We start from the raw sequence: 18,060 nt of genomic DNA on the forward strand, positions 1-18,060 counted from the left end.
AAATCACATTATAGTAAAGCCTTATTGTTCAGCTTTAATATTAAACGACGCCCTGCTCAATCATTGCATCGGCGACGCGCCTAAAGCCTGCAATGTTAGCGCCTAATAAAAGATTTCCAGGCTCACCAAGTTCTGTAGCGGTATCGTTGGCGGTCACAAATATATTTTTCATAATTTGTTTTAGCTTTTCATCAACTTCTTCAAAGGTCCAACTTTGCATACTCGCATTTTGTGCCATTTCTAATTGGCTTGTCGCAACGCCGCCGGCATTGGCCGCTTTACCTGGTCCATACGCAATTTTTGCAGCAATAAAGCAATCAATAGCCTCTTTTGTTGAAGGCATGTTTGCGCCTTCACTTACTAATAAACAACCGCCGGATAATAAAGCGCTTGCATCCGCCTGTGTTAATTCATTTTGTGTGGCGCACGGAAAAGCAGCGGCAGCATTAAAGCGCCAAACAGCATGCCCATCTTTAGGGTAGTCATTTACAGGAATATAAATAGCATCGGGGTGAGTTTGTTTATATACGCTCAAGCAATCACGCGATTGCTCTTTTAAACATTTAATAAGATTTAAATCTATACCCGACTCATGATACACAGTGCCACGAGAGTCGCTGCAACTTACTGGTGTTGCCCCCATTTGATAAAGCTTTTCCATGGCATAAATAGCAACATTACCTGCGCCCGAGACCAAGCAGCGCTTACCTTGTAGGCTATCGCCGCGCGCTTGCAGCATGTAGTCAGCAAAATAAACAGCGCCGTATCCCGTGGCTTCTTTGCGTACTAGCGATCCGCCCCATAACAAGCTTTTACCTGTTAATACCCCTTCATAGCGACCAGTTAAACGTTTATATTGGCCAAACAAGTAACCTATTTCTCTTGCCCCTACTCCAATGTCTCCAGCGGGTACGTCGGTTGTAGGGCCAATATGGCGATAGAGCTCGCTCATAAATGATTGGCAGAAACGCATTATTTCAGCATCTGAGCGACCTTTTGGATCAAAGTTTGCCCCGCCTTTACCACCACCGATTGGTAAGCCTGTTAAAGCATTTTTAAATATTTGCTCAAACCCTAAAAATTTAATGATGCTGGCATTCACACTTGGGTGAAAACGTAAGCCTCCTTTATAGGGGCCAAGTGCAGAGTTAAACTCAATTCTGTAGCCTTTATTGACCTGAATATTGCCTTCATCATCAACCCAAGGAACTCTAAACATAATTTGGCGTTCAGGCTCAACTAAGCGTTGTATAATGGCATTTTTTTTGTATTGTTCTGAGTTTTCTAAGATAGGTTCGAGTGATTCAAGTACTTCTTCAACAGCTTGATAAAACTCGCATTGTGCAGGACTGCTATTTTTTAATTGTGCGATTGTGCTATGGATATAATTCATAATTATTCTTCCGTGTTAATAATAAAAGTATTTATCAGATGTTAAAGTAAACGTGATCAAGTTTATGATTCATGCTTTAAGGTCTTAATTTAATATAATTAACTATTACCTTAGCATGAAAAATTGAGATATTTAACGCGTGCTGCGTGAATTATTTTTGATTGGAAGTTTGATTTTTATTTATTAAAGATGAATTTAAATTCACAGATTTAAAATTAGAACAGTGCCAAGCGAATTTTTATATTTTCAAAGGGAGTTTTAGAAGTATTAGGTTAGGTATGGGTTTGTTTGAAAATATAACAATTAATGGGTTTTATACTGCATTGCGCTCGCAAAAAACCCACTAACTAAAAGCTAATTAGCTAAAACCAGTTACTCAGCAGACTCTTCTGGACGGTGCTGCTTTTGTACGCCAGTTAAAAACAAGCGTAATATTTGATCGTTACAAACACGGTAATGTTTGTTATCTACTTTACGAGAAAATGCGCTTAACTCATGCTTACTTAAATCAAAATCAACAAGTGCAAGTGTTGCTATAACATCTTCTGCTTTCATATTTAAAGCAATACGTAGCTTCATAAAGATAATATTGTTGTTTAGCTTTTTCTCAGGCTCTGGTTGCTCACCTTCGCGTTTGCCACGTTGGGTATTAATAAACCCATTTAAAAAGCTAGCAAACTCAGTATCACTTATTGGGGTAAAAGCCTCTTCACCTTCTTTAGTTAACCATGCAATTACTTGCTCTTTGGTGACCGTATGCTCTGCTGATGCAAAAACATTGACCATAGCAGTATCAGTTAAGTTAAAAGTGTAGCGAATGCGGCGTAAAATATCGTTATTAGTCAAAGTAAATCCCAAAGTGAGGTATAGCAACCAAGCAGTTATTGCTTAATTTTAAATAAGCACCTAGTTTAACAGGTTTACTAATACCACCCTATTAATTTTTATCTGAGCTTCTTATACCTAGTTACCAAGCACCTTGGCAGGATCTACGCGTGTTGCTTGCCATGCAGGATAAATGGTAGCAAGTATCGCAAGCACAAACGTAACAATCACTGTAATACCAATGTCTTCAAGTACTAATTTACTTGGTAAAAACTCTATAAAATAAACGCCCTCAAGTGGATTGGCTCCAAATAATTGGCTTATCCACGTAAAAAGCTCACTTATATTAAGCGCTAATACCACACCAATTAGTGTTCCTAGTGCCACGCCTACAAATGCTTGCATTAAGCCTTGCATTACAAAGGTGGCTAAAATAGTACTGTCTTTCGCGCCCATGGTTTTTAAAATCGCGATATTGCCTTGTTTTTCGCGTACTTCCATCACTAAGGACGATACAATATTAAAACTGGCTACCGCTATAATTAAAAACACCACAATATAAACAATGGTACGCACCATTTGAATATCTTGATAAAGGCTACCTTGGGTTCTAAACCAACTGGAAACATACACGTAGTCGTCAATAGTTTGCCCTACTTTTAGCGCTATTTGGTGCGCCGAAAACACATCATCAACACTTAAACGCAGCCCTGTTACTTGGGTTTCATCGTAACCCAATGTTTGCTGTGCTTTGTTAAGATGTATAAATGCAGCGGTACTATCAATCGGTCCGCCCATTTCTATAACACCTGCAAGGTTAAGTGTTACGCGTTTAGGCGCTAATAATGATTGACCTTTTTGACTAATTTGCGGAATAAGTAATGTAATGTTATCGCCTACTTTGGCGTCTAACTGTTTTACTATTTGCTTACCTAAAATTACATCGTCAAGGCCTAACTGACTCACTAATTTACCACTGGTAAACTGGTTTACCGCCGATACATTACTCTCGAGCGATGGCTCAACACCTCGAATTTCTATCGCTTTTAGCTGGCTTGTATATTGCGCCATTCCGTTAACGGCAATAAATGGCGCAGCCCCTGTTACGTGAGGTTGTGTTTGTAAATCCTCAACCTTTTGCGACCAATTTGCAATGGGTCTACTTGGTGCTACATATTCAACCTGCGGCACAACACTTAGCAATCTATGTACTAGTTGCTGCTCAAAACCATTAATTACCGACAGCGCCACAATTAAAACCGCGACACCTAATAAAATACCAATAGTCGACGCTTTAGCGATAAAACTAACAAAGCCGTTTTTTTCATCTTTGTGGCCTGAATAGGCTCTAAAACGTTTACTTAAAAATGCACTAAGCAACATGCTGCGACTCTTTAATAGCTAGTTTTCCATCGTCTAAATAAGCTATTTTGCCTAGCTTATCGGCAAGTTCTAAATCGTGTGTAACTACCACAAAACTGGTGTTTAAGCTTTGGTTAAGCTCATTAATTAAATCGTAAATTTTAATCGCATTTTGTTTATCTAAATTACCGGTTGGTTCATCAGCAAGCACAAGAGCAGGTTTTGTAACCAGTGCACGGGCAATAGCCACGCGTTGGCGCTCTCCACCAGAAAGCGCAGACGGTTTATGCGAGCTGCGATGTGCAAGGCCTACTTTTTCGAGCATATCGAGCGCTTGAGCTTTGGCTTCTTTTGCACTCAAGCCTTTAATTAATAATGGCATAGCTACGTTTTCAACTGCGCTAAACTCCATTAATAAATGATGAAATTGATAGATAAAGCCCAAGTTTTGGTTTCTAAATGCGGCTTGCTCTGTTCGCGAAAGTTTTGCAACTTCTTGGTTTCTAATTTTAGCGCTACCTGAGCTTGCGGTATCTAATGTGCCAAGTATGTGTAAAAGCGTACTTTTACCAGAGCCAGAACTCCCCACAATAGCGAGCATTTCACCTTGCTGCAGCGCTAAATCAACGCCTTTTAATACTTCAACTTGGTTGCTGCCATCTTGATAAACTTTACTTAAATTTTCACAACTAATTACTAAATCATTCATAACGTAATACCTCTGCTGGTTTTACTTTTGCGGCTTTACGCGCAGGATATAAGGTAGCTAAAAAGCTCATAGCAATACTGGCAAACGCTATTATTACTAAACTCAAAATATCAAATTTTACCGGAAGCTCTATACCCGCCAATAAGTTTAAGCCCACTAATGCAAGTAGCTCATTTATATATAAACTAAATATTACACCTAAAAATGCGCCTATTGCGGTACCAATTACGCCGTTATATAAGCCTTGCACCATAAACACTTTTTGCACTTGCGAAGGTGTTAAACCTAACGTTTGTAGTATAGCCACTTCACCTTGTTTTTCGCTTACCATCATGGTTAATGCCGATACAATATTAAATACAGCCACCAATACAATGAGGGCAAGCAACATAGACATAATGCGCTTTTCCATAGCAACGGCTGCAAATAGAGTACCTTGGGTACTGCGCCAATCACTATAATTATGATCTTGTAAAATACGCTGGCTTGCTTCAATAAACTCATCTAGTTCGAAAGGTTCGTGCAATGAAACACTTAAATTTGGGGCAGTGTTTTTATCCAGCTTTAATACCCGTTGTAGTGAAGCGCCACTTGTAAACGCAAGTGCCATATCTATCTCAGATCCTGTTTCGTATATTGCGGCCACTTTAAATAAACGCTGGCTGGGTACTCGCCCAAGAGGTGTATATGTTGAAGCATTAGGCATAATAACGCGAAGCTTATCACCCACGCTAACGCCTAATTTACGACTCAAATAACGGCTTATAGCAATGTTGTAATTTTTGTTTAATACAGTTTTCCAATCGCCTTGCACTATTTTATCGGTAATTTTATACAAAGAACCACTATCGTTATAAAGGCCTTGTAATAAAACGCCGTGCAAGTCCTTATTCGTTTGCAAAATAGCTTCGCCGTGGCGATATAAGCTTACATGATCAACATAAGGAGATTGTTCGAGGTCGGTTTTTAGGGCGTTCATTTGGGTGGCAGTGTGTTTACCTGCGCTAACTTCAACATGCGGAATAAGTCCAAGCATATTGGTTTTTAGGCTATTTTCAAACCCGTTCATTACACTGCTTACCGTAAATAATGCCATTAAACCAATAGCGATACCGGCAATAGAAAAAAACGAAATAAACGATATAAACGCATTTCCTTTAGATGAGCGACTATATCTAAGCCCTATAAATAAGCTAACCGGTTGAAACATATTATTTTTAACACTTATCGTAAAAGTATTGAGCAATAGTAGCACGAAAAAAGTGTCTTTGGGTATGGCGTAAAATGTAAGAAATAATTTAAAAATCTGATACTTGGCTATATTTACAGCAATACGTGTTTAACCATTAATTCGCGGTTAAGCTTTAAGCCCGTCGACTAAATAATCGAGCAATACCCGTACATTAGTCGCCACAAACTGCCTTGGTGGATATACGCCCCATACTCCTTCTTGCTGTGGTTGATAGGGTGTTAAAATAGGCACCAATTGCCCGGAGTTAATTTCGTTTTCAATGTAGTAGTCTGGGAGCTGTACAATACCAAGCCCCTTTTTTGCGCCATCCACCAGCGCCCAACCACTATTACACTGTAGCCGCCCCGCTATTTTAATGTGTTTATCGCGCCCATTTTCGTTTACGCGCCAGTAGCTACTATTCCCAATTAAACATTCATGGCTGTTTAGCTCGCCTAAAGTATGCGGCTCACCAAATCGCGTTAAATACTGTGGTGCCGCGCACATAATAAAACGCCGCGCACTTAACCTACGCGCTTTTAAGCTCGAATCTTTTAAATGCCCTAACCTTATGGCTAAATCAAATCCGCCCTCTAATAAATTTTCTTGTTCGTTACTTAATGTGGCAACAACTTCGACCTCGGGATGATCCTTCATAAAGTTATGCACTATAGGCATAATGAACGTTTCCCCATACATAACAGGGGCTGTGAGCTTAATTTTACCCTTTGGTGTAGTTTGGTGCGTGGCAAGACCTTGAGTTGCCTCGTCCATAGCGTGTTGTAAGTGCTTTATTTGATGTAAATACACTTCGCCTTCTTTAGTTAAAACCACTTTACGAGTAGTACGGGTTAAAAGCTGGGTATTTAAACGTTTCTCAAGCGCCGTAACATGGCGGCTAATATGCGCAACCGAAAGCCCAAGCACTTTTGCAGCCGCAGTAAAGCTACCCTCTTCACCAACCGCTATAAACTCATCAATTCCATCCCAACGTGCCATTATTACCATACTGTAAAAGTGTTTTAATAAAATTGAGATTATCATTATTTGAGAAACAAATACAATAAGCCCATCACCCAAACAAATTGGGTCTACAATTATTTTTTAATAGCCAGTTAAAGGAAATAAAACACATGTCTGAATTTATTAAATCAAAAGCTGCCATTGCTTGGGGTCCTAATCAACCACTTAGTGTTGAAGAAGTTGATGTGATGATGCCTAAAAAAGGCGAAGTTATGGTAAAGATTACCGCTACAGGTGTGTGTCATACTGATGCATTTACATTATCGGGCCAAGATCCTGAGGGTATATTTCCAGCTATTTTAGGTCACGAAGGCGCTGGTGTTGTCTATGCAGTTGGCGAAGGCGTAACGAGTGTTGAAGTGGGGGATCATGTTATTCCTTTATACACTGCAGAATGTGGCGTATGTAAAATGTGTACTTCAGGTAAAACTAACCTGTGTTCAGCCGTGCGCGAAACACAAGGTAAAGGCCTAATGCCAGACGGCACTACACGCTTTTTTAAAGACGGCCAACCAATTTATCACTACATGGGTACATCAACGTTCTCTGAGTACACTGTATTGCCAGAAATCTCACTTGCTAAAGTAAATAAAGAAGCATCACTAGAAGAGATTTGCTTACTAGGCTGTGGTGTAACAACAGGTATGGGCGCAGTTACCAACACAGCTAAAGTAAAGCCTGGCGACACTGTTGCTATATTTGGCTTAGGCGGTATTGGTTTGTCTGCGATTATTGGCGCAAAAATGGCTGGTGCAGGTCGTATTATTGGTGTTGATATAAACACCACTAAATTCGATTTAGCTACAAAACTAGGTGCTACTGATTTAATTAACCCAAAAGATTTCGACAAACCAATTCAAGAAGTTATTGTTGAAATGACAGACGGCGGCGTTGACTACTCGTTTGAATGTATCGGTAATGTTGACGTAATGCGCTCAGCGCTTGAGTGTTGCCACAAAGGTTGGGGTGAGTCGGTAATTATTGGTGTGGCAGGTGCAGGCCAAGAAATATCAACCCGTCCGTTTCAGCTGGTAACTGGGCGTGTATGGCGTGGTAGTGCATTTGGTGGCGTTAAAGGCCGTTCACAACTTCCTGAAATTGTTGAGCGTTACATGGCAGGTGAATTTGCTCTTAGCGACTTTATTACTCACACAATGAGCCTTGAAGATATTAACGAAGCGTTTGATTTAATGCACGAAGGCAAAAGTATTCGTACAGTCATTCATTACTAATAAACTGCATTCGTAAAATAGCTTATTAATAAGCCGTAATACTTTTAAGTTTACGGCTTTTAAGGATTAAGTATGTTAGAAAATATCTCAAGTGTAAAAGTGTCTGGCGGTTGGCATAAGCAATATACTCACAGCTCGCAAAGTACACATTGCACTATGCGCTTTGCCGTATTTTTACCACCTGGCGCAAGTGAAGCAAATAAAGTACCGGTACTTTATTGGTTATCGGGATTAACCTGTACCGACGAAAATTTTATGCAAAAAGCCGGTGCATTTAAAAAAGCAGCAGAGCTGGGTATTGCTATTGTAGCGCCTGACACCAGCCCGCGTGGCGAAAACGTACCCAATGAAGACAGCTACGACTTTGCACAAGGCGCAGGCTTTTACGTAAATGCCACGCAAGCTCCTTACAACACCCATTTTAATATGTACGATTATGTTGTTAGTGAATTACCAGCATTGATAGAACAACATTTTCCGGTAACAAGCACAAAAGCAATTAGCGGTCACTCTATGGGCGGGCACGGTGCATTAATGGTCGCACTTAAAAACCCGACTGCGTTTGTAAGTGCCTCGGCTTTTAGCCCTATTGTAAATCCGATTGAATGCCCTTGGGGTGTAAAAGCATTTACTGGTTATTTAGGAAATGATAAAGCGCTTTGGAAGCAATACGACAGCTGCGAGCTGATGAAAAACGCAGAGCAAGCTAATTACTTACCTATGTTAGTGAGTCAAGGTGATGCCGATGGTTTTTTACAAGAGCAACTTAAGCCAGAAAACTTAGTCGCTATTGCTGATAAAAAAAGCTACCCGCTTACACTTGAAATGCAAGCAGGCTACGATCATAGCTACTTTTTTATAAGCAGCTTTATTGACCAACACTTATTATTTCATCATCAGTTTTTAACTGCTTAGACTCATTAGTGTGTAGAGATGACTTTTCTACCTCTACACACTCTTTTAGACTTTTAGTGACCTGCCTACATACTTGCGTAGTAGTGCTTTCCCCTTTAACTAGGCTAACAAGAGCCGAATCTATCTTTAATCCCATATCAGTAAAGTTAAATCCGTTTTTATCTGTAGGTACTGGCTCTAGTGGGTTTTTATAAGGTGTTGACTGCGCCGGGCTAATACTATTTTTATCATTACGCGCCTGAGATTGTGCTTGCCCATCAATGATAGCGCCCGCAACTGTACAGCCAGAAAGGCAATAAAAAAACAAAAGTACAATAATTGTTTTCATCATTCATCCTAAACAAAATATTACCTAAATTGTATACGTTTTTTATTGTAACTCTGTAAAAAAATGTAAGTATTACTACCTAAAATCATTTATAAACTCTCTTGTAACACCCACCAGCTGCTATATAAAAAATGGCGATCCTAAATAACCTAAAGTTTTATTAATGGTAGGTTGTAAGTGTTCTGTGAGAAATTCAGGAAATAAAAAAGCAAAAACAGATAACCCAGCGCAAAATAGTAACGCTGTTTTTTAAGTTTAGTTGTTGTGATTAATGTTTTATTTAAAGGTAAAAGGTTCACATAGGTGTCTTTTAGGTAGGATAAAAGAATACGGGTCTTTAAAACTCAGATCAAATTAACTATCGCGTAAAATAGTAATAAAAACATGTAAAAGTTTCCTCAATAATTTTTATTAAACTCAGCTTCCTACAATAAACCATTGATTATTAGTTATTTATGCAATGGCCCGTTGTTTGCTTGTTATTAACAAAATTAACCCGCATAGGCTCAATAATGGAAATTGATTTACAGTGGAATGAAATCATCGATAACTTAATACATTTAGGTATTGCATACCTACTTGCGCTACCTATGGCTTACGACAGAGAGCGTAGCCATGATGGTGCAGGCCTTCGTACCTTTCCTCTTGTTGCGGTTGCATCGTGTGGGTATGCATTAATAGCTATGTCGGTTTTAGATGGCGCAGAAGCTCAATCTAAAATGTTACAAGGCATCATTACTGGCATTGGTTTTATTGGCGGTGGCGCAATTTTGAAAAATAACAAATCAACCTCCGGTACAGCAACCGCAGCCAGTATTTGGAATATGGGCTTAATTGGTATAGCTGTAGCCTATAGCCGTTACGAAATAGCCATTTTGCTCGCCATTATTAATTTTATAACGCTAAGGTATGTAAAAAAGTTTAAGTGATAATTAGCTGTATTATTACAAGTAATGCGAGCAGATATTGGTCGTATTAGGTGTATAATTACTGGCAAAATATAAATACACGATTTCAATTTGATACAATATAACATATAATAAATGCAGTTTTTAAATCACTCTATATAGCTCTCTTATGTCGCTACCTTCAACCGATAACCGCTTACATCATATTGATATATTACGGGGCATTATAATTATATTTATGGTTATTGACCATGGTATGTATTATTGCCTTAATTACTCAGTTACCGATCCGATGACCATTCCAGGGACTGATCCCGTTACCTTTTTTACGCGTTTTGTTTCTCACTTTTGCGCACCACTCTTCGTATTCTTAGCAGGTCTATCTGCGGCTATAACAGAGCATAAATATGTATCCACTAAAGCATTTTCACAAAGCTTGATTATTCGTGGTTTAGTGCTAATTTTGTTTGAATTTACTATTGTTTCGTGGTCTTGGAGCTTTAACCCATTATACCCAATGCTATACGCACAAGTTATTTGGGCTATCGGCTGGGGCTTTGTTATTTTAGGACTGCTGCGTTTCCTGGGCATTTATGCCATTTTTGTAGCAGGCTTATTACTCGTGTTTGGGCATAATTTATTTGATGGAACAAGCTTTGAGCCTAATACATTTGCACATACTGCTTGGTCTATTGCACATCAAAAAAATGTACTTGATCTCCCATTTGATTTTCAAATTAGAACAACCTACCCAGTTGCCCCCATTGTTGGCTTAATGGCATTGGCATATTGCGCTGGTGTTTATTACAAAGCGCAACAATACAGTAAAAAAGTGATGAATCACGCATTATTATTAGGCGTTACTTGCCTTGCGCTTTATGGCGTTTTACGGGGATTTAACTTATACGGTGATATGTCACAGTTTGCTATAAATACAAGCTCATTACTCACTGTTATGTCGTTTCTAAACCCAACAAAGTATCCGCTTTCGCTGCAGTTTATGCTACTTACAGTAGGCCTTGGACTTATTTCTTTAAAAGCATTAAGTGGTTTAAAAACCGATTTTTCGCATAACTTTTTACAAGTACTGGGTAAAACAAGTATGTTTTCATACCTTGTGCATTTGTATTTATTACATGCTATTGCTTGGTTACTTATACCTATTCTTGGCTTTAATTTTAGCGATATGACCTACGCAGATACTCTCGTTGGTTTGCCTGAAGGTTATGGCATGAGTTACACAGCAACACTTTTATTTATAGCCGTTGTAATAGGGCTAACAACCCTACTCGCTAAGCGATACATTGTTTGGAAGCGAAGCCACAAACATAGCTTAATTGCTAAATATATATAAGTAAAAACACAAACCCCGCATAATATTTGCGGGGTTTTATGTCATTAACCAATACGTAAAACTTATAAAAAGCTATCACCACTTTGCTTTAGCGTAACAGTTTGTGCTTGAGCGCTTTTAATTAATAACCCACAACGCACATCGTTTTGTGAAATTACAATTTTATCAATTGTGCTTGTATCGTAATTTACTACTTTGTTCTCGCAGCGTAACTGGACTTTAGTTAGCGGCATTTGCGCTTCAAGCGCTACTTCACTTTTTGACAATAAAGGTAATACCGCCTGCTTAGGCAATAGCTCTATTTGTTGTTTTATATCGCCAGAACTTTTATAAATGTCATTAACTTGAGCTAATAACTGCTCCTTATTTTGCTGTGTAAAAGTGATGGATTCAATATTGCCTAACGCATCTATTGCGTCATAGGCACTTACATAATCTTGTTTTGATATAAACCATTGTAATGCATTTTTTATCACACGCTTTTGAATTTGATCTGGTAGGTTACCTCGAAATAAAAACGCTTCGTTGATGTGCTGATCAAAGCTCTTCCAATCTTGTACAAAATAGCTGTGCTGGCTTTTAAGCCATGCAAGCAAAACAATCTCAACCGTATTTTTCGTATGTTCGTTTTCTAACTCATCAATACGGCTTTTAGCTTCATCGTATTTCTTTTCATCGATTAACTTACTAGCTTGTTCATAATCATTAAAAAAGCCGCGAGACGCTTTGTCATTTGAAAAACCAGCATGTAAATTTTGCGAACTTACAGTAATAGTTTTTGCTACAGGTATAGTCTCGCCATTTAATTTTGCACTTTTGTAGTTGAGCTTAGACACGTAGTCCATTACTTCTCTTTGATACTTTTTTTGACCAGCTGTAGCTACAATTTCGATATCGCTCACTTGGCCGTTTTCATCAACAAGATAACTACTTAAATTAATTCCTTCTAATCGAGACGCACGCGGTGAGGTATTAGTAAGTTGATCGTAATTTTTATTAATCACCTCTGCAGGGACAAAGTCGTCAGCAAACGCAGGGAGTTGAGTAAAAGCAGAAGTTAAAGAAAGCGCTAATATGAGTTTTTTCATCGATTTTATCCATCCTAGATAGTGTTTATATAATAGAAACAAACGATCGACATAAAAGCAAGTTAATCCTTAAAGACATGTGCTTTTTAATCAATTTTATTTTAGCTTTTATAATAAAAACCACAGCCACAAACAAAGGCGCTTTAATCAGCAACTCTTGAGTCAAAATTTACTAAGTAAAAATTTAAATCAGTTTTAGTCCTTCCAAAACCCGATTTACCCTAAACGGTAATGCTAATCTTGGTCTTGATTCACCCAAACTTTGACATAATCAACAAGCATTGTAGAAAAAAACTCATCATCAATATTACGTGTATTACCGTCCCATCCACCTACTTGTAATGATAAGATTATATATGATGGTAAGCTGCCAATTCGCTCGCTTTCGCTCTCCCATACTTTTTCACCATCGATATATATCCCTACATAATTAGGAGCCCAATGCATACCGAATAGATGAAAATCATCTTCTGTTTCATTAAGGTAAAGTTTATCTGACCCAACAAATGCATGCTCACTACCGTATCCATCCCAATGCAAAGCTGCGCTACTGACATCTTCGCCCCATACCCCTAAATGTTCCATGATATCGAACTCCATACCTCCCCCGAAAGTCGTAGACGTATCCCCCCACATATCTTTAATTAATAAATTGGGTTTATCACCAAAGTTTTCGCTTGAGTACTCACCGCCACGAACTGTTGCATCATCAGTTGTTCCTATATCTATACCGTTAACAGCTAGTAATGGCCTGTCAGCATAATTTTCTGCCTCATTACTAAATATCTCTAAAAGCTGGCCTTTCATGTAGTTATCGACCAAGGAAAAACTGGCATCATTTCCCGCAATTTTTTGCTTTTGAACATATTCAGTAACATCTACCTCTATAATATCCCCTGATAAGGATCCATAGCGGTGGACGAACCAAATTGGGTCAACCTTAGGCTTTGTATCCCATGTTACTGTACTCTGAGACCAATCACTTGAAAGCGTTTTATGTACCGCCACACTACTTTTATCTGTTGCTTTAGAAACCTTGAACTTTAAAAATGCTGAATCAACCGTATCTGATATACCATCTAGACTAAATTTCAATAAAGCTTGGCGCCTATATGTATCACTACCATAAATACCTTTATCAGATAGCATCCAAAAAGCAGGCCACGTACCATGAACTGAGTCATACTTAATTTTGGCTTCAAAATAACCATATTGCTGCCTAAATTTGCCAAAAGTACTGACCTCAGCCCCTTTATAATGGTTCGTTTTATTCCCTTGATTAAGTAGCTCTTTCTCTGCTGTGAACTTTAGCATTCCATTTTCAACGCTAATATTGTCACTCCCTGCATTAGCAGCAAGGCCACTCATACCTAAGTATTGCTTGCCAACTTTCCATTTATCAGGGTTTAGTGTGTTATGGTTAAAATCATCCTCAAAAGAAAGTACCCAATTCCCTGGCACTGGAGGATCAATAGTTGCAACCGGTTTATTCTCTTTAAAGTAAACTGAATCCATATAAAATACACCTATATCGAAAGGGCCTTGTATACCTACTGCTAGTACATTCTCCCCCTCATTTAGATTGAAGTGCTTAAGGTGTATTTGAATTGTATGCCAAGTGTCATCTAAAAATTCATTATGCCCTGGCTTGCCATTAATGGTCCAAAACTCGCTATTAGATTTGTCTAGGTTTATCTTTAATGAATTTTCGCCTCTACGAAACATGAGCGCCCCTTTACTGCCTGCCTTTCTGTATATTTTTGCTTCAAGGATAGTGTCTTCGTATGGCGGTACTTGCGCAATGCGCAAACCAGACTGGGTCCAATGATGGGCTGACAATACTATTGCTTTATCACCACCAGCTACTGGTTCACCTATTTGTGTTAAGTTTGATGTACTTGATGAGGTAGACCATAAAGAGGTCCCATTCTGGGGATAGTCATCAAATAAAACGGTTGAAGCAATACTAATTTGAGGTACAACCAGCAAAATATAGAACCTAAGTAAAAACTTACCTTCTATCCAACGAATTATTAAGGTTAATTTCATTGCCATTCCTAAAGTAATTAGTAATCTGAGTATGTAATTAAGCAAAAATTAATCATTATCTGTTCAAGCACATATTAGATTTACAAAGGGTTGTAAATAAAGTTCATAGCCGAATTAGTAATTATTTAGTTGTAGGAGTAGTTTTATATGGCTTATCTATTAAAAGATAGTATGGAACATCGCTAGCATTTTTCAACTACCTCAAAGGTTTTAATCAACCATAAATCATTAGAGAGATATCTTTTAAGGCTAATATCATAGAGTTAAAAATATAATTAATTTTTTATTAAGGTGTGTTTCATTACGAAAATAAACTTATTCCCTCTTGAGCTATTTAATCGTGGTTTAAGTCTTATAAACTATATAACTGTTCTTGCGCTCTTATACACAATTACATCCTAGTTGTTAGAGTATGTACAAAAACTAAACCAGCGTGACTTGCTCTTGCTTACATTATCAAATGTCAAAGGAGAACACGCTCTATATTTGTGGCATTAAAAAAGGCGCTTAAAAAGCGCCTTGCTAACAAGTATGTGTGCTTAAAACATATCTTGATAGGAGTTTGTTGTGCTAAACGTAATTGCTTTTTCAAAGCCTGGTAACTGAATACTTTGCTCGTCTATTACAATGTCGTTGTCGTCAATAAGTCCGTCGCCAAAGCGATAAATAAGCTCGTACTGGCCTAAATCGGCTTGTGTTTGATACGTTTGTTGCGCGGCTTTAATTGCCATGTTTTTCTGCGCGTAACTAGTCATAACATCATCGCCATGGCGCTTAGCAAGCATTTGTATTGTTACTTTTGGTGAAAGTACAGTCGCTGTTGCATTGTTTCCGCCAAAGCCTTTTGAATTTATAAAAGCAATATCCATATCAGCGCATTCGTAATGGCTATTACGAATATCAAGATGGTCGCTATAAACATCATCAGCCACTTTATCAATAGTGGTAATACCCGGCATAATATTATGACTAAATATGCCTAACGCAATCGCTAACTGGTCACCACTTGCAGGTGCAATAGTATGGCCAACATACGCTTTTGGCGCTGTTACTTTCCAGTTATCAATAGCAAACGTTTGCGCTACTTTATGATAAATCAAAGACTCTGTTACACGGTTTTGCGGTGTACTAGAACCATGAGCTAAAATAAAGCTACGTTCTTGCAGTGCTTCTTTACCTAATAAGCTGCTAGCAAGTGCGGCTGATTTTGCCATTGTAATATAGTTACCAGGTCCAGGTGATGTAATCGACTTTTTAACGCCATCTGCATTTACAAACACATCCGGTACGCTGCCCATAATATCAGCGCCCAACTCAAGGGCTAAAGCATCATCCATTAAAATAGCAACTTGCGCGCCTTCACCTAATGTAAAGCCACAGTTATCGCCAAATGGGCGACTGCTATTACGGTAGTCTGGTTCTTCATCATTTGATAAGTTATCTAAACGGCGCAAACCTTCAACGTTTGCAAGTGCGCTCATGTTACCAAAGCCTTCTACAACTTCTGGTGTAATAGCACACTCAACACTTGCGACAACCGCAACGCGTGTACGCCCTGCTTGTATGTCATTAACCGCTGCACGTAAATTATATAAAAACGTTGCACATGCGCCCGAGGTCGAAAACGTAGTCCCTACATTGCCCGTAACATAGGCATTAATAAAATCGGTAGACATTGTATTTAAGCCCAGTGCTAACTGCTTAGTGCTAACACGGTCGCCTTGTTGGCGCGCTTTTACTAAACCACCTAGGCCTTTGTCGTCCATTTGGCCAATTACCGATGCTGAATAGGTACCAATTTTATCTGGCTCTACGCTATTCATAATATGCTGCCAATCAAGCCCTGTTGATTTAATCGCATCTGTAGCTGCAAAAATAGTGGCTTGCAAACCACGAGGCTGATAGCGGCTGTTATACATAACTGATGGATCAAACCCAGTCGGAAATTGCCCAGCAGATTTAATTGGGTTATCGCGTGTTGAGTCGTGCTTTACGTCTAAGTCGGCTGCAATAGTTACTTTAACTTTTTTGCCTTCAAGCTCTTCAACCTGCCAGCTAGCTGGAACAGGTGCAGGTAAGTCGCGAGCACGCGTTTCAAACACAATTGCGTTATCGCTTGATGCGGTTAGTGTCATTTTTTGCTGCCACGGTGTGGCATCGGCATCAAAGTGTTCTTTTTCAATTTTACGAATAAGTGTACCAGCAATAATTTGCTCACCAAAGCGTGCTTCTATGTCGCTTTGCTCAACATTATTACCTTGTGTATCTTGTAATTGGCCGTTTACAACGCTTACTAGATTCATCAGTGTGGCGAGGCCTAAAAATGTTTCACTGCGATCTTGAGCATTTAAACTATCTAACACGATACGGCGATAACCTTGATGAAAAGAAGTACGGCCAGCGGCGTTAATGCCACCCATGCCTACTATAACGGGTAATGCTGTCATAATTTACCTTTTAGAAACGTGTTATAAGGAGAAGAGGCAGTTTAAATGGATTATGCACCACGCATTGTGCTTTAATAGCCAAATATTAAGCACAAAAGGCCAAAAGGTACTGGTCGGAGCATTTATATGACTGATAAACACACTAATCCACCTCTAAACATTGCTATAGCGGTATATCCGCATTTATTAGTGACTAGTTTAACGCTGCCTATAGAAATGCTAAGAGCCGGCGAGGCCTTTGCTAAAGGGCATCTTGATAAGCAAAGCTTTAGGCCACTTGCTATAAATTTAGTGGCTAAAAGTGCTGAATCTATACCCACCCGTGCAGGCCTTGCTATAAATCCTGATTGCATAACAACTAACGCGCCTTACAGCGATTTGATTATAGTGCCGGGTATTTGGCGGAACCCACGCCCAGTGGTGCGAACAAATCAAGAAATAGTTGATTGGCTGAGCGAAAGCTTTAGCGCAGGCAGCCATATAATTGGTGTCGGTACTGGCAACTGTTTATTAGCAGAGGCTGGCTTACTTGATGGCCACCCTGCTACCACCCATTGGCATTACGCCAAACAATTTAGCCATGACTACCCGCAGGTGCGCTTAAAGCCCGACTTTTTTATAACCCAATCAGAGCGCATGTATACCGTAGCAAGCCTTAATGCCCTTGCAGATGTGATCGTACATATTATCAGCCAGTACTACACAAAAGCCGCCGCGCAGCATGTAGAGCGTAATTTTTCGCACGAAATACGCAAACCCTATGAAGATCAACGCTACTTAGAAGGTGCAGTAGACCGCCACCCCGATGAGCTAATTGCGCAAATTCAGTTTTGGCTAAAAACAAATTTAGCCACCGAGTTAAACCTGCAAGAAGTCGCAGCTCAATTTAGCTTAAGCTATCGTACTTTTACCCGCCGTTTTAGAGCCGCCACTAATCAAAGCCCTATTGAGTATTGGCAACAATTACGCGTAGAAGGTGCGAAAGAGTTATTAGCATCATCAAATTTATCAATTCAAGAAGTGGCTTTAGAAGTTGGTTATAACGACCAAGGGCATTTAACCCGCGTGTTTAAAAAAGTATTAAGCCAAACACCCAGTGGCTACAGAAAAGTAGTTAGACGAAAGTTATTTGGCTAACCAGCGACGACACTCTAAATTGGCATTTTTTTATACATAAATTATACTCTTATCAATAA

At 39.1% G+C, this 18,060-nt stretch carries 15 protein-coding genes; 5 read left to right on the plus strand and 10 right to left on the minus strand.

The genetic code is table 11. The annotated features are described in order from the left end of the window. Window positions 1-40 precede the first annotated feature (40 nt). The 6 genes from gdhA to H5120_RS09390 form a co-directional block, all read right to left on the minus strand. A complete protein-coding gene (gene gdhA / locus H5120_RS09365; protein ID WP_182674176.1) occupies window positions 41-1,393 on the minus strand; it encodes an NADP-specific glutamate dehydrogenase in 1,353 nt (450 codons plus the stop codon). A gap of 372 nt (window positions 1,394-1,765) precedes the next feature. Further along, window positions 1,766-2,239 carry a DUF1456 family protein gene (locus H5120_RS09370; RefSeq protein ID WP_002960721.1) on the minus strand — a complete coding sequence of 158 codons (474 nt, stop codon included), beginning with the start codon at window positions 2,237-2,239 and terminating at the stop codon, window positions 1,766-1,768. A 117-nt stretch (window positions 2,240-2,356) separates the two neighbouring features. Next, window positions 2,357-3,601, minus strand: coding sequence for a lipoprotein-releasing ABC transporter permease subunit (locus tag H5120_RS09375; protein WP_182674177.1), 1,245 nt, complete (start codon window positions 3,599-3,601; stop codon window positions 2,357-2,359). After that, the gene (lolD, locus tag H5120_RS09380) at window positions 3,591-4,289 is read right to left on the minus strand and encodes a lipoprotein-releasing ABC transporter ATP-binding protein LolD (RefSeq protein ID WP_033029411.1); all 699 of its coding nucleotides are present in this window, start codon (window positions 4,287-4,289) and stop codon (window positions 3,591-3,593) included. Before lolD ends, H5120_RS09375 begins: the two co-directional genes overlap by 11 nt. Continuing rightward, window positions 4,282-5,499: a lipoprotein-releasing ABC transporter permease subunit gene (locus H5120_RS09385; protein WP_182674178.1), complete on the minus strand. Its 1,218-nt coding sequence runs from the start codon at window positions 5,497-5,499 to the stop codon at window positions 4,282-4,284. Before H5120_RS09385 ends, lolD begins: the two co-directional genes overlap by 8 nt. 147 nt (window positions 5,500-5,646) lie before the next feature. Further along, a complete protein-coding gene (locus H5120_RS09390; protein ID WP_182674179.1) occupies window positions 5,647-6,519 on the minus strand; it encodes a LysR family transcriptional regulator in 873 nt (290 codons plus the stop codon). Window positions 6,520-6,653: 134 nt separating this feature from the next. Between H5120_RS09390 and H5120_RS09395 the strand changes: the two genes are divergently transcribed. Continuing rightward, window positions 6,654-7,775, plus strand: a complete 1,122-nt coding sequence (locus H5120_RS09395; protein WP_002960732.1) for an S-(hydroxymethyl)glutathione dehydrogenase/class III alcohol dehydrogenase — start codon at window positions 6,654-6,656, stop codon at window positions 7,773-7,775. A gap of 72 nt (window positions 7,776-7,847) precedes the next feature. Further along, window positions 7,848-8,690: an S-formylglutathione hydrolase gene (gene fghA / locus H5120_RS09400; RefSeq protein ID WP_182674180.1), complete on the plus strand. Its 843-nt coding sequence runs from the start codon at window positions 7,848-7,850 to the stop codon at window positions 8,688-8,690. On the opposite strand, the gene H5120_RS09405 is transcribed toward fghA, so the two are convergent. Further along, the gene (locus H5120_RS09405; RefSeq protein ID WP_008134020.1) at window positions 8,644-9,018 is read right to left on the minus strand and encodes a hypothetical protein; all 375 of its coding nucleotides are present in this window, start codon (window positions 9,016-9,018) and stop codon (window positions 8,644-8,646) included. The genes fghA and H5120_RS09405 overlap by 47 nt on opposite strands. Window positions 9,019-9,530: 512 nt before the next feature. Between H5120_RS09405 and H5120_RS09410 the strand changes: the two genes are divergently transcribed. Continuing rightward, window positions 9,531-9,947 (plus strand): MgtC/SapB family protein, encoded by a 417-nt coding sequence (locus H5120_RS09410; protein WP_002960738.1) that lies wholly within the window; start codon window positions 9,531-9,533, stop codon window positions 9,945-9,947. A 148-nt stretch (window positions 9,948-10,095) separates the two neighbouring features. Continuing rightward, complete coding sequence (locus H5120_RS09415; RefSeq protein WP_182674181.1) at window positions 10,096-11,280, plus strand: DUF1624 domain-containing protein; 1,185 nt, start codon at window positions 10,096-10,098, stop codon at window positions 11,278-11,280. Between the two features lie 62 nt (window positions 11,281-11,342). Here the strand turns inward: H5120_RS09415 and H5120_RS09420 are convergent, their stop codons facing one another. From H5120_RS09420 to H5120_RS09430, 3 genes are all read right to left on the minus strand, one after another. After that, window positions 11,343-12,368, minus strand: coding sequence for an energy transducer TonB (locus H5120_RS09420; RefSeq protein WP_182674182.1), 1,026 nt, complete (start codon window positions 12,366-12,368; stop codon window positions 11,343-11,345). Window positions 12,369-12,602: 234 nt separating this feature from the next. Next, the gene (locus H5120_RS09425; RefSeq protein ID WP_182674183.1) at window positions 12,603-14,417 is read right to left on the minus strand and encodes a DNRLRE domain-containing protein; all 1,815 of its coding nucleotides are present in this window, start codon (window positions 14,415-14,417) and stop codon (window positions 12,603-12,605) included. Between the two features lie 539 nt (window positions 14,418-14,956). After that, entirely contained in the window at window positions 14,957-16,864 is a 1,908-nt protein-coding gene (locus H5120_RS09430) for a beta-ketoacyl synthase (RefSeq protein ID WP_182674184.1), read from the minus strand. Between the two features lie 126 nt (window positions 16,865-16,990). Here H5120_RS09430 and H5120_RS09435 point away from each other — a divergent pair, with 126 nt between their 5' ends. Further along, window positions 16,991-18,001: a GlxA family transcriptional regulator gene (locus H5120_RS09435; RefSeq protein WP_138488986.1), complete on the plus strand. Its 1,011-nt coding sequence runs from the start codon at window positions 16,991-16,993 to the stop codon at window positions 17,999-18,001. Window positions 18,002-18,060 lie beyond the last annotated feature (59 nt).

Origin of the sequence: Pseudoalteromonas sp. SR43-2 (assembly GCF_014163885.1) — a bacterium.
GTDB classification, from domain to species: Bacteria; Pseudomonadota; Gammaproteobacteria; order Enterobacterales; family Alteromonadaceae; genus Pseudoalteromonas; species Pseudoalteromonas distincta.

Excerpts from the sequence above, each read along its gene's own strand:
- gdhA (WP_182674176.1), bottom strand. The coding sequence starts at position 1,393 with ATGAATTATATCCATAGCACAATCGCACAATTAAAAAATAGCAGTCCT.
- H5120_RS09375 (WP_182674177.1), bottom strand. The coding sequence starts at position 3,601 with ATGTTGCTTAGTGCATTTTTAAGTAAACGTTTTAGAGCCTATTCAGGC.
- H5120_RS09395 (WP_002960732.1), top strand. The coding sequence starts at position 6,654 with ATGTCTGAATTTATTAAATCAAAAGCTGCCATTGCTTGGGGTCCTAAT.
- H5120_RS09405 (WP_008134020.1), bottom strand. The coding sequence starts at position 9,018 with ATGAAAACAATTATTGTACTTTTGTTTTTTTATTGCCTTTCTGGCTGT.
- H5120_RS09420 (WP_182674182.1), bottom strand. The coding sequence starts at position 12,368 with ATGAAAAAACTCATATTAGCGCTTTCTTTAACTTCTGCTTTTACTCAA.
- fghA (WP_182674180.1), top strand. The coding sequence starts at position 7,848 with ATGTTAGAAAATATCTCAAGTGTAAAAGTGTCTGGCGGTTGGCATAAG.
- H5120_RS09415 (WP_182674181.1), top strand. The coding sequence starts at position 10,096 with ATGTCGCTACCTTCAACCGATAACCGCTTACATCATATTGATATATTA.
- H5120_RS09390 (WP_182674179.1), bottom strand. The coding sequence starts at position 6,519 with ATGGCACGTTGGGATGGAATTGATGAGTTTATAGCGGTTGGTGAAGAG.
- H5120_RS09425 (WP_182674183.1), bottom strand. The coding sequence starts at position 14,417 with ATGAAATTAACCTTAATAATTCGTTGGATAGAAGGTAAGTTTTTACTT.
- H5120_RS09385 (WP_182674178.1), bottom strand. The coding sequence starts at position 5,499 with ATGTTTCAACCGGTTAGCTTATTTATAGGGCTTAGATATAGTCGCTCA.
- lolD (WP_033029411.1), bottom strand. The coding sequence starts at position 4,289 with ATGAATGATTTAGTAATTAGTTGTGAAAATTTAAGTAAAGTTTATCAA.
- H5120_RS09435 (WP_138488986.1), top strand. The coding sequence starts at position 16,991 with ATGACTGATAAACACACTAATCCACCTCTAAACATTGCTATAGCGGTA.
- H5120_RS09410 (WP_002960738.1), top strand. The coding sequence starts at position 9,531 with ATGGAAATTGATTTACAGTGGAATGAAATCATCGATAACTTAATACAT.
- H5120_RS09430 (WP_182674184.1), bottom strand. The coding sequence starts at position 16,864 with ATGACAGCATTACCCGTTATAGTAGGCATGGGTGGCATTAACGCCGCT.